This window comes from Paenibacillus sp. (assembly GCF_035645235.1).
Classification (GTDB): domain Bacteria; phylum Bacillota; class Bacilli; order Paenibacillales; family YIM-B00363; genus Paenibacillus_AE.
In genome coordinates this window covers 16281-27230 of record NZ_DASQMZ010000170.1, presented here as the reverse complement: position 1 = coordinate 27230, position 10950 = coordinate 16281, and the positions used below count along the sequence as shown (strand labels likewise).

General features: G+C 60.4%; 13 protein-coding genes. 10 read left to right on the top strand and 3 right to left on the bottom strand.

The annotated features are described in order from the left end of the window. The 8 genes from VEZ38_RS16470 to VEZ38_RS16435 form a co-directional block, all read left to right on the top strand. On the top strand, window positions 1-305 hold a 305-nt coding region (locus VEZ38_RS16470), incomplete at its 5' end, for a hypothetical protein (protein ID WP_324895348.1). A 60-nt stretch (window positions 306-365) separates the two neighbouring features. Further along, window positions 366-794, top strand: a complete 429-nt coding sequence (locus tag VEZ38_RS16465; protein ID WP_324895346.1) for a Fur family transcriptional regulator — start codon at window positions 366-368, stop codon at window positions 792-794. Beyond that, entirely contained in the window at window positions 791-1015 is a 225-nt protein-coding gene (gene yidD / locus VEZ38_RS16460) for a membrane protein insertion efficiency factor YidD (protein ID WP_324895344.1), read from the top strand. Before VEZ38_RS16465 ends, yidD begins: the two co-directional genes overlap by 4 nt. Window positions 1016-1380: 365 nt before the next feature. Further along, window positions 1381-3381: a methionine--tRNA ligase gene (gene metG, locus VEZ38_RS16455; RefSeq protein WP_324895342.1), complete on the top strand. Its 2001-nt coding sequence runs from the start codon at window positions 1381-1383 to the stop codon at window positions 3379-3381. Window positions 3382-3501: 120 nt separating this feature from the next. After that, on the top strand, window positions 3502-4536 hold the full coding sequence (locus tag VEZ38_RS16450; protein WP_324895340.1) for a metal ABC transporter substrate-binding protein: 1035 nt from the start codon (window positions 3502-3504) through the stop codon (window positions 4534-4536). 22 nt (window positions 4537-4558) lie between these two features. Next, entirely contained in the window at window positions 4559-5323 is a 765-nt protein-coding gene (locus tag VEZ38_RS16445; RefSeq protein ID WP_324895338.1) for a metal ABC transporter ATP-binding protein, read from the top strand. Between the two features lie 21 nt (window positions 5324-5344). Next, the gene (locus tag VEZ38_RS16440) at window positions 5345-6151 is read left to right on the top strand and encodes a metal ABC transporter permease (RefSeq protein WP_324895335.1); all 807 of its coding nucleotides are present in this window, start codon (window positions 5345-5347) and stop codon (window positions 6149-6151) included. Window positions 6152-6171: 20 nt separating this feature from the next. Further along, window positions 6172-6879: a cytochrome c biogenesis CcdA family protein gene (locus VEZ38_RS16435; protein ID WP_324895333.1), complete on the top strand. Its 708-nt coding sequence runs from the start codon at window positions 6172-6174 to the stop codon at window positions 6877-6879. A gap of 26 nt (window positions 6880-6905) precedes the next feature. Here VEZ38_RS16435 and splB read toward each other — a convergent pair whose 3' ends face one another. Beyond that, window positions 6906-7967 (bottom strand): spore photoproduct lyase, encoded by a 1062-nt coding sequence (gene splB, locus VEZ38_RS16430; RefSeq protein ID WP_324895331.1) that lies wholly within the window; start codon window positions 7965-7967, stop codon window positions 6906-6908. A 146-nt stretch (window positions 7968-8113) separates the two neighbouring features. On the opposite strand from splB, the gene mntR reads away from it, so the two are divergent. Together mntR and VEZ38_RS16420 are read left to right on the top strand one after the other, a co-directional pair. Beyond that, a complete protein-coding gene (mntR, locus tag VEZ38_RS16425; RefSeq protein ID WP_324895329.1) occupies window positions 8114-8539 on the top strand; it encodes a transcriptional regulator MntR in 426 nt (141 codons plus the stop codon). Window positions 8540-8642: 103 nt separating this feature from the next. Then, the gene (locus VEZ38_RS16420; protein ID WP_324895327.1) at window positions 8643-9677 is read left to right on the top strand and encodes a patatin-like phospholipase family protein; all 1035 of its coding nucleotides are present in this window, start codon (window positions 8643-8645) and stop codon (window positions 9675-9677) included. Here VEZ38_RS16420 and VEZ38_RS16415 read toward each other — a convergent pair. Together VEZ38_RS16415 and VEZ38_RS16410 are read right to left on the bottom strand one after the other, a co-directional pair. Then, a complete protein-coding gene (locus VEZ38_RS16415; protein WP_324895325.1) occupies window positions 9674-9964 on the bottom strand; it encodes a hypothetical protein in 291 nt (96 codons plus the stop codon). The genes VEZ38_RS16420 and VEZ38_RS16415 overlap by 4 nt on opposite strands. Window positions 9965-9969: 5 nt before the next feature. Then, window positions 9970-10950, bottom strand: coding sequence for a DUF1385 domain-containing protein (locus VEZ38_RS16410; protein WP_324895323.1), 981 nt, complete (start codon window positions 10948-10950; stop codon window positions 9970-9972).

Below are 10950 nucleotides of genomic sequence, written 5' to 3'. Positions count from 1 at the left end.
GCCGGGAATGTCCAAAATGTCCAACGCTCCCGACCGAAAAGAGCGCCGCCGCGGCGCCGATGCGAAGTCCTTCGCCGCTCGACGATCGGGTATGGATCGTAGCCCATACGGAAGGCGGAACGGGCGAACGGTGCGTCGTCGCCCGAAAGAAGCCCCCGGCCGGGGAGCGTTGGGTGCCGATCCGGGAGGCGGCGCTTTATAAGCGGGTACAGCGCGGCCGCGCGGAAGGCCGCAACATCCCGGGGCGGGGATTGTGCGCCGACGTCGCCCGGCTGGGCGCGCGTCGACGAGGCCGTTCGCTTTGACGAGCGGCGCGATTTCGTGCATCATAGAAGGAACAAACACGAGGAGCGGAGGGGATCGGGATGCTGGCGCAAGAGATGATCGACGCGATGTCGAAGCGCGGCTTGCGGGTGACGGATCAGCGCAGAACGCTCGCGAAGCTGTTCGCGGAGGCGCCCGGCTATTTGTCGGCGAAAGACGTATACGAAGCGATGGGGAAGACGTACGGCGGCCTCAGCTTCGATACGGTCTACCGCAATCTGCGCCTGCTGCAGGAGATGGACGTGCTGGAGCAGTTCGTGTTCGAGGACGGCGTGAAATTTAAGGCGCACTGCCGCGAGCACGGGCACCACCATCATGCGATCTGCCTGCATTGCGAGAAGACGTACGCCGTTCCCTTCTGCCCGCTCGACATTCAGGTGGAGCTGCCGCAAGGCTTCAACGTCGTGAAGCATAAATTCGAACTGTTCGGTTATTGCGAAGCTTGCGGCGATCAGGCGGAAGCCCGATGAAGCGGCTCGTCCAAGCGCCGATCCATCTGTATCGTTACGTCATTTCCCCGTTCCTGCCGAAATCGTGCCGGTACTACCCAAGCTGCTCCGCCTACGCCCTCGAGGCGATCGAGGTGCACGGTACGCTGAAGGGCGGGTGGCTGGCGGCGAAGCGGATCGCACGCTGCCATCCGTTCCATCCCGGCGGGATCGACCCCGTGCCGCCGAAGCGGGAGGCGTAGCGGCCGCTTGACTTCGCCCGGGGAAAACTCTATGATGTTGAATAACTGAACACCAACGTTTTCCATGAAGAGATGAGTACGACGACAGCGATTATCGCAGAGAGCCGGGATCGGTGAAAGCCGGCATAATCCGCGCGTCGGAAGATGGTCTCGGAGAAATGCCCGTCGAGCCCGGCCGAACCCGGCCGCGCAAGGCGGACACGCATGTCCGGCGTTATCGGACCGACGTTCGGCGAAGCGCCGAACGCATCGAGCCGCGGCGGCGTAAGCCGAGCGGGAAATTGGGTGGTACCGCGTGAGCGAATCAAGCTCTCGTCCCTAGGAGGACGAGGGCTTTTTATTATGCCTATGGAGGAATGAGCCGGATGAACGAACCGAGGAAGACGTTTTATATTACGACGCCGATTTATTACCCGAGCGACAAGCTGCATATCGGGCACGCCTACAGTACAGTGGCCGCCGACGTCATGGCGCGGTATAAGCGCCTGCGCGGCTACGACGTCCGCTTCTTGACGGGGACCGACGAACACGGGCAGAAAATCGAGCGCAAAGCGAAGGAGAAGGGCGTCACGCCGCAGCAGTACGTGGACGTCATCGTCGCGGGCATTCAAGATTTGTGGGCGAAGCTCGAAATTACGCACGACGATTTTATCCGGACGACGGAGGAACGGCACAAGGCGTCGGTGGAGCGCATTTTCCAGCAGCTGCTCGATCAGGACGATATTTATCTCGGCACGTACGAGGGCTGGTATTGCACGCCGGACGAAGCGTTCTTTACGGAACGGCAGCTCGTGGACGGCAAGTGCCCGGACTGCGGCCGGGAGGTCGAGAAGGTGCGCGAAGAGTGCTACTTCTTCCGCATGAGCAAATACGCCGACCGGCTGGTGCAATTTTATGAGCAACATCCGGGCTTTATCGAACCGGAGTCGCGCAAGAACGAGATGATCAATAACTTCATCAAGCCGGGCCTCGAGGATCTCGCGGTATCCCGGACGACGTTCGACTGGGGCGTGAAGGTGCCGGCGAATCCGAAGCATGTCGTGTACGTCTGGATCGACGCGTTGTCGAACTATATTACGGCGCTGGGGTACGGCTCCGGGGACGATGAACTGTATAAGCGCTATTGGCCGGCGGACGTGCATCTCGTCGGCAAGGAAATCGTCCGCTTCCATACGATTTATTGGCCGATCATGCTGATGGCGCTCGGGGAGCCGCTGCCGAAGAAGGTGTTCGCGCACGGCTGGTTCATTACGAAAGAGGGCAAAATGTCCAAATCGAAAGGCAACGTCATCGACCCGGTCGTGCTGATCGACAAATACGGGCTCGACGCGCTGCGTTACTTCCTGCTTCGGGAGGTGCCGTTCGGCACCGACGGCACGTTCACGCCGGAGGCGTTCGTGGAGCGCATTAATTTCGACCTCGCGAACGATCTCGGCAACTTGCTCAATCGGACGATCGTCATGATCGACAAATATTTCCGCGGCGCCATTCCGGCGTACGTGCCGAACGCGACGCCGTACGACGCGGGGCTCGTCGAGACGGCGACGTCGACCGTGCGCAAGGTCGAAGAGGCGATGGACGGCATGCAGTTTTCGGTCGCGCTCACGGCGATCTGGCAGCTGATCTCGCGAACGAATAAGTATATCGACGAGACGCAGCCGTGGAGCCTCGTCAAGGAGGAGGGAAAGCGGGAGCAGCTCGGTTCGGTCATGTACCATCTGGCCGAGTGCCTGCGCATCGTCTCCGTGCTTATTCGTCCGTTCATGGTGAAGACGCCGGCGGCGATCCAAGCGCAGCTCGGCCTCGCCGAAGCGGATTTCGACTGGGAGAGCGCGTCGACGTTCGGCCGATTGCCGGCGGGCACGCGCGTCAGCAAGGCGGAGCCGATGTTCCCGCGGCTCGACCCGGAAGCGGAGATCGCGTATATCGTCTCGTCGATGAGCGGCGGGGCCGCGCCCGCGGAGGCGCCGCAGCCGAAAGCCGAGGCGGCATCCGCCGCTTCGGCGCCGAAGGGCGAGGAGTCCGCGGCAGCGGAGGGCGTCGCGCTCATCGGCATCGACGAGTTCGCGAAGGTCGAGCTGCGCGTCGCCGAGATCGTCGCGGCGGAGCCGGTGCCGAAGGCGGATAAGCTGCTGAAGCTGCAGCTCGACCTCGGGACGGAACGGCGGCAGGTCGTCTCCGGCATCGCCATGTATTATCAGCCGGAAGCGCTCGTCGGCAAGAAGATCATCTGCGTGACGAACTTGAAGCCCGTGAAGCTGCGCGGGGAGCTGTCGCAGGGGATGATTTTGGCCGCTTCGTTCGGCGACAAGCTGACGCTCGCCACGGTGGAAGGCGACATTCCGAACGGCGCGAAGGTTAAATAGTAAGACTTACGATTAAAGTCGTTGACATCTTTTCCGCTGTCGCCGTATAATCTGTAAGTAAATCGAAACGTTTACGATTAAGTTGGCGCAGACGTGCGGCGATATTCGCGGAGGGTTCAGATGAGGATACGAAGGAAAATAGCACGAACGGCAATGGCATTGGCGGCGGCGCTCGCCGTCGCGGGCTGCGCGACGCAAGGCGGCGCGACGCAATCGGACAAGGTGAACGTCGTCACGTCGTTCTTTCCGTTATACGACTTCGCCCGCACGATCGGCGGCGAACGGGTGCACGCGATCAATATGATCCCGGCGGGCGTGGAGCCGCACGATTGGACGCCGAAGAGCCAAGATATGAAAAATATTGCGCGTGCGCAGGTGTTCGTATACCAAGGCGCCGGCTTCGAGGGCTGGACGGATGACGTCCTCGGCGGCCTCGATACGCAAGGCGTCGTGATCGTCGAAGCGAGCCGGGGCATCGAATTGATCGAGGCGTCCGAGGAGGCCGGCGACGCGCATGCGCACGAGGAAGCGGCGCACGCCGAAGAGGAGCATGCGCACGAAGAAGAGGAGCATGCCGAAGAGGAACACGCTCACGAGGAAGAAGCGCACGCCGAAGAAGGCCACGACCATGGGGCGTACGATCCGCACACGTGGCTGAGCCCGCGGTCCGCGCTGCAGATGGCGGCGAATATTCTTGAAGGCTTGCAAACGGCCGATCCGGCGCATGCCGCGGAATACGAAGCGAACTACGAGGCGCTCAAGGCGGAGCTGACGGCGCTCGACGCTGCCTATACGGACCGGCTGTCCGCCGCGGCCAACAAGGAGATGGTCGTCTCCCATCAGGCGTTCGGTTACTTGGCGCGGGATTACGGAGTAACGCAGATGCCGATGATGGGCATCGCGGCGGAAAGCGAGCCGACGGCGCAGGACTTAAAGCGGATCAGCGAGTTCGTGAAAGAGCACGACGTCAAATACATTTTCACGGAGGAACTCGTATCCAGCCGCCTGGCGGAGACGCTCGCCAAGGATCTCGGCGTCGAGACGCTGCCGCTCCATCCGCTCGAAGGATTGACGCAGGCCGAAGCGGCGGCCGGCGAAACGTATATAAGCTTGATGAAGAAAAACTTGGATCAGCTGACGAAGGCGTTCCAGTAAAAAAACGAAGGAGGGATCAGACATGTCGACGATCATCGGCGTGAGGAACCTGAGCTATGCGTACGACGGGAAGACGGTTATCGACGATCTCAGCTTTGATGTGCACGCTCGGGATTTCGTCGGTCTGATCGGCTCCAACGGAGCGGGAAAGACGACGCTGCTAAAGACGCTAGTGGGGCTCCTCAAGCCGACGTCCGGCGAATTGACGCTGTTCGGCAAGCCGATTCGCGAATTCGACGAATGGCATCGCATCGGGTACGTCCCGCAGAAGAACGCGCTCAATCCGCTGTTCCCGGCGACGGTGCGCGAGGTGGTGCTCTCCGGCTTATACGGCAAGCGAAAGCTGTATCGGCGCATCACGGCGCAGGATCGCCAGCGCTGCGACGATGCGCTTTACGCGCTGCAAATCGGCGATCTCGCGGAGCGCCGCATCGGGCAGCTGTCGGGCGGCCAGCAGCAGCGCGCCTTCCTCGCGCGGGCGCTCGTCGGCAATCCGGAGCTGCTCGTACTCGACGAGCCGACGGTCGGCATCGACGCGGAGACGCAGCGCGCGTTCTTCTCGATGCTTCGCCATATGCATGCCCATCATAATATTACGTTCCTAATGGTGTCCCACGACGTCGACCAGATGCGGGCATACCTCGGGGATCGGCCGATCCTCACGAGCGGGAAGCTGAAGTTTTACGTAAAGTCGATGGAAAACGCCGCGTCCTGCCGCGAAACCGACTTGACCCACGCGCTCAAAGATTGGCCGGGGGCGGGCGAGCCGGTTTTGGTGTACCAATAAAAGAAAGGGGACGCATCTTTCATGTGGGATATTTTCGCGTTCCCGTTTTTCCAGCGCGCGCTTGTCGGTGGGCTGTTAATCGGCGGCATGGCGCCGCTGCTCGGCATGTATTTGGTGCTGCGCCGGTTATCGATGATCGGGGATACGATCGCGCACGTCTCGATCGCCGGCATCGCGCTCGGATTTCTTCTGGGCGTCTATCCGGTCGGCGTCGGACTCGTGTTTTCGCTCGTCGCCGCCTTCGCGATCGAACGGCTTCGCAGCGCGTATCGGACCTACGCCGAGCTGTCGATCGCGATCATTATGTCCGGCGGCGTGGCGCTGGCGACGTTCCTCTTCACCTTAGGGCAGGGCTTTAACATCAACGTGACGAGTTACTTTTTCGGAAGTATTTATTCGCTGGATGCAGTAGATTTGTACACGATCTTCGGCGTAACGATCGTCGTGTTCGGCGTGATCGCGTTTCATGGGAAGGAATATTTCTTGCTGACGTTCGACGAAGACGCCGCGAGCGTCGGGGGCTTGCCGGTGCGGGCGCTGAACTTGACGCTGACGGCGTTGACGGCGCTCGTCATCTCGGTCTCTATTAAAATTCTCGGCGCGCTGCTCGTCTCGGCGCTGCTGACGATTCCCGTCGCCTCGAGCCTCTTGATCGGCCGAAGCTTTAAGCGCTCTATCGTATGGGCGATCGTATTTTCGGAGACGGCCGTGCTGCTCGGCCTCGTCGCCGCAGGCTTGTTCAACTTGGCGCCGGGGGCTACGATTGTGTTACTATTGATCGTAATTCTAATCGGACTCCTGACGCTCAAGAAGGGGTTTCGGTTGTAAGAACGGAGGGAACGCCGAACGTGGACGTTACGATCTGGATCGCGTTCGCCGCAGGGCTTGCATCCTTCATTTCGCCCTGCTGCTTGCCGCTTTACCCGTCATATTTATCTTACATTTCCGGCATCTCGGTCTCGCAAATTCGAACCGAGCGCACGAAGGAAGTGCGGTTTCGGACGCTGAGCCATACGTTCTTCTTCATCCTGGGCTTCTCTGTCGTCTACTACGCGTTCGGCGCCGGCGCCGGACTGGTGGCGGAGCTGTTCCGCAGCTATCAGGATTTGATCGCGAAGCTGTCTGCGGTGCTGCTCATTCTCGTCGGCTTGTTCCTGCTCGGCATCTTCCAGCCGCAGTTTCTCATGCGCGATATGAAGCTTAAGGTCGGGGGCAAGCCGGCGACGTACGCCGGGTCGTTCTTGATCGGCATCGGCTTCGCGGCCGGCTGGTCGCCCTGCATCGGCCCGATCTTCTCCGCGATCATCGGCCTGTCGACGACCGAGCCGGGCATCTGGTTCCGACTTACGACGGCGTATACGCTCGGCTTCGCGGTGCCGTTCTTCGCAATGGCGTTTTTCCTCGGGTCCACGAAGTGGATTCTGCGATATTCGAACGCGATCATGAAGGTCGGGGGCTCGTTGTTGATCGTCTTCGGCATCCTGCTCTATACGGGGCAGATGCTGCGCATCACCGTCTGGTTCAACGCGATCACGCCGGAGTGGCTGAAATTTTAGCCGCCCCGGCGTTTTTCGTTGCCGGATTACGTGAAGTAGTCGATCGACGCGGATGGGAAATTCGCGAAAATTTGTTCCGTGATATGCTCGCGCAGCGCGTTCGCCTGCTCGTCCGGATACACGTATTTGCCCTGGCCGTATTTGCCCCATTTGTACTTGCGCTTCGCCTCGTCCATCTCGAGCTTCGTCTTCGGATACCGCGCCTCGATGACCCGCTTGGCCGTCTTCGTAAATCGGTGTTGGATCAGCTCGAAGGTGAGCGTCGGCTCCGCTTCCGGCGGCACCTCCGCCCGCAGCTTCCGGAGCAGCTCCGTATAGCCTTCTTCCCAGCCTTCGTGCCAGATGATCGGCGCGATGATAAATCCGAGCGGGTATCCGGCCCGCGCCACCTTGCCGGCGGCCGCGATGCGCGCGCCGAAGCTGGACGTGCCCGGCTCGAAATGCCGGATGACGTAATCCGCGTTCACGCTGAACCGGATGCGCGTATGGCCGTTATGGTTCAGTCCGAGCAGCGAATCGACGTTATTGAATTTCGTCACGAACCGCAGCCGACCGTGCTCTTGCTCCGCCATAAATTCGATCAAGCGGGCGAGCGAGCCGGTAATATGCTCCAGCCCGACGGGGTCGGACGTACAGGCCGCTTCGAACCGGGTGACGGCGGGCTCGCGTTCGGCGATATACGTTCGAGCGCGGTCCAAAATATCGTCGAGATTGACGTAGACGCGAACGTACGGCTTCGCGCCGAGCGTCGTTTGAAGATAGCAATAGTGGCAGTGCGCCATGCAGCCCGTCGCGATGGGGATCGCGTATTCTGCCGACGGCTTCGATTGGTCGAAGTCGAGCGTCTTGCGGATGCCTACGACGAGGGTGCGTTTGGCGATGCGGTATTTCTCGAGATCGCTCTCGCCGGGCAGGTTCGTAATCCGATTATGGGACGTCGTCATGTGAATCGGGAGTCCTTGCTCTTCGGCCCAACGCCGAATGCGCTTGCCCATGGGGTACTCCAGCGCGTCCGGCTCGAAATAGACGAGCTCCGGAATGAATGCTTTTAGCTCCGTCGCCGGGCGGACCAGGGTTTCCGTCGCCACGGAAAATCGCCTCCTTTTTACCCCTTAGGGTGCGTTCCGAAGAGGCTGCCGAATCGCGGGAAAAGGAGTCAATTTGTTGCGCTCGGCCGTTTCCCAAGGTATAGTACAAGGATACGCGATACCATTCGGAGAGGGGAAGCAAGGTTTTGCCGACGCCGAGCATGGAAGATTATTTAGAGCGCATCTACCGCCTGATCGACGAGAAAGGGTATGCGCGGGTGGCCGACATTGCCGAAGGCTTGGAAGTACACCCTTCGTCCGCGACCAAGATGATTCAGAAGCTGGATAAGGACGAATATTTGGTATACGAGAAGTACCGCGGCCTCATTTTGACGACCAAAGGCAAGCGGATCGGCAAGCGGCTCGTGGAGCGCCATCATCTACTCGAACAGTTTCTCGAGACGATCGGCGTGAAGGAAGAGAACATCTATAAGGATGTCGAGGGCATCGAGCATCACCTCAGCACCGATTCGATCGCTTGCATCGAAGCGTTGGTCGAATTTTTCCGCAGGGAGCCGGAACGGCTGGAGCAGCTTCGAGCCGTCCGCGAACAACTGGAGTCCGAATCGTAAAGCGTCCGCGAAGCGGGCGCTTTTTCCATGCCGTCTCCGTTCTTGGGACGCGCCGCGTCCGCATACATACTCTATGATACGGATTCGCGGAGGTGACCGGCCCGTGAAAATCAATGGAGTGTTCCAAGGCGGCGGGGTGAAGGGCATCGGACTGGTTGGCGCGGTGTACGCGGCGGAGCGACGGGGCATCACGTTCCATCAAACGGCGGGCACCTCGGTGGGCGCAATCGTCGCCGCGTTGATCGCGGCGGGGTATACCGGCGAGGAAATGCGGGATTTGCTTACGGAAACGCCCTTCGGGAAGTTCATTCGCAAGGACTGGTATCATTATATGTACGTCGTCGGGCCGGCGATTCGGCTGTTTCTTCGCAAGGGGCTGTATTCCGCGGATCCGCTCGAAACTTGGATTACCGAGGTGCTCGCGCGGAAAGGGATTCGCTCGTTCGCCGACTTGCCGCGCAACGCGCTGCGCGTCGTCGCCTCCGACATTACCGAGGGCAAGATGCTCGTTCTGCCGGACGATATCGCCGCTTACGGCGTCGATCCGATGAAGCTGCCCGTCGCCAAGGCGGTGCGGATGAGCAGCAGTCTCCCGTTCTTCTTCGATCCGGTGAAATTTCGCATCCGTGCGTCCGATCCGCGAGGCGGGAAAGGCCGCGTCTTCGGGAAACCGACGTACGTCGTGGACGGGGCCATCTTAAGCAATTACCCGCTGTGGATTTTCGATCGGGACATCGAGGAGTGGCCGCTGAAAATTCCGACGATCGGCTTTCAGCTCGTCGGCTCGAAGGAGCCCGAGCCTCGTCCGATTCGCGGGCCGATCTCGATGCTGCAGGCGTTGTTCGCCACGATGTCCGCCGCGCACGACCTCCGGTATATCGAACGCCACAGCCGGTTCCGGACCGTAAAGATCGTCTCCGACATGGTGCATACGACCGACTTCGCGATCGGCGAGGAGAAGCTGAAGGAGCTGTTTCGCTCCGGCGTTCGCGCGAGCGACGACTTCTTCTCCGGATGGACGTATTCGGGTTACACGCAGGAGCTGGATCAATGGATCGGGAAGGTGCGGCCGGATTGGAAGAATTTGAAGAAAAAGAAAACCGAAGACCTCTCGGGGTCTCCGGCCATGAAGGGTTAATGATATTTCGGCGCGTCGTCGTCGTCCCGTTTGCTGCCGGGGATGACGCGGAATTGCGCCCGTCTCGACGTCCGCTTGCCGGCCTTGCCGTCGCTGCGCATCGGCGCGCCGCGAAACATCGCCTTCCACCGGCTCGGCGGAAATTTGTACAGCAGGAACACGCCGCCGAGTACGGCGATCGGGATGATCGCGGCGCCCGGGTTTTGCGCCGCCGCGTTCAGAATGCCGATCGCCATCAGTCCTACGATAATATAAAAGAGCAACTTTTGCTTCGGGCGGTTTCTCACGGGCGTCACGCTCCTACGGCTTCGTTGGCGTTCCCCGGACGCGAGGCGTTGCCGCGATCCGCTTCGAGCATGCGCTCGAACGAGGCGATCGCGACCTCGACTTGATCGTCGGTCGGCTCTTTGGTCGTGAGCAGCTGCAGCCACAGCCCCGGGTAGCCGAGGTAACGCAGCAGCGGAATGTCCCTTACGCTGTTCGTGAAGCGAAGCACTTCGTAAGAGATGCCGATGACGACCGGCAGCAGCATGATCCGAATGCCGAGGCGCTCCCAGATCGAATCCCACGTAAAGACCGGGAGAGAATAAAGTAATATGCCGACTAACACGGTCAGTACGATAAAGCTGCTGCCGCAGCGATAATGCAGCGTGTTATACTTTTGGACGTTCTCCACCGTCAACGGATCGCCGTTCTCGAACGCGGTGATGACTTTATGCTCCGCGCCGTGATACTGGAACAACCGCTTGATGAGCGGCGTCTGGGCGATCAAGAGGATGTAGCCGACGAGCAGAACGAGCTTGATGCCGCCTTCGATCAGGTTGTGCAAAAACATATTGTCGAACCGGCCTTCGAAGAGCATGCTCTCCAGCGCGGCGGGGACGAGCGTAAAGATCAGCTTGCCGAAGAGGAACGACAGCACGCCGACGACGGCGACGCCGAGGATCATCGTCAAGTTGTCGGTCACCGACTTCTTCTCCGGGGATTTGGCGGCTTCCTCGGCCTCGCCCTCCTGTTCGGCGTATGACTCCGCGGAGAAGTTCAAATGCTGCGAGCCCTTCGCGCTCGAGTCGATCAAGGCGACGATGCCCCGCAGGAACGGAACTTTCTTCAGCTTCGTCACCCAGGGCTTCTCCACTCTAGGCGATTCGAAATATGCTATGGAGCGGTCTTTCTTCCGTACGGCGGTGACGTTCACGGTCTTTCCGGCGAACATAACGCCTTCGATGACCGCTTGTCCCCCGTAGGCGACCGGCGTCTTGGCTTGCGACAA

What these genes read in the sequence shown, in the direction of transcription:
- VEZ38_RS16465 (WP_324895346.1), top strand. Translation starts at nt 366, where the DNA reads ATGCTGGCGCAAGAGATGATCGACGCGATGTCGAAGCGCGGCTTGCGG.
- yidD (WP_324895344.1), top strand. Translation starts at nt 791, where the DNA reads ATGAAGCGGCTCGTCCAAGCGCCGATCCATCTGTATCGTTACGTCATT.
- metG (WP_324895342.1), top strand. Translation starts at nt 1,381, where the DNA reads ATGAACGAACCGAGGAAGACGTTTTATATTACGACGCCGATTTATTAC.
- VEZ38_RS16450 (WP_324895340.1), top strand. Translation starts at nt 3,502, where the DNA reads ATGAGGATACGAAGGAAAATAGCACGAACGGCAATGGCATTGGCGGCG.
- VEZ38_RS16445 (WP_324895338.1), top strand. Translation starts at nt 4,559, where the DNA reads ATGTCGACGATCATCGGCGTGAGGAACCTGAGCTATGCGTACGACGGG.
- VEZ38_RS16440 (WP_324895335.1), top strand. Translation starts at nt 5,345, where the DNA reads ATGTGGGATATTTTCGCGTTCCCGTTTTTCCAGCGCGCGCTTGTCGGT.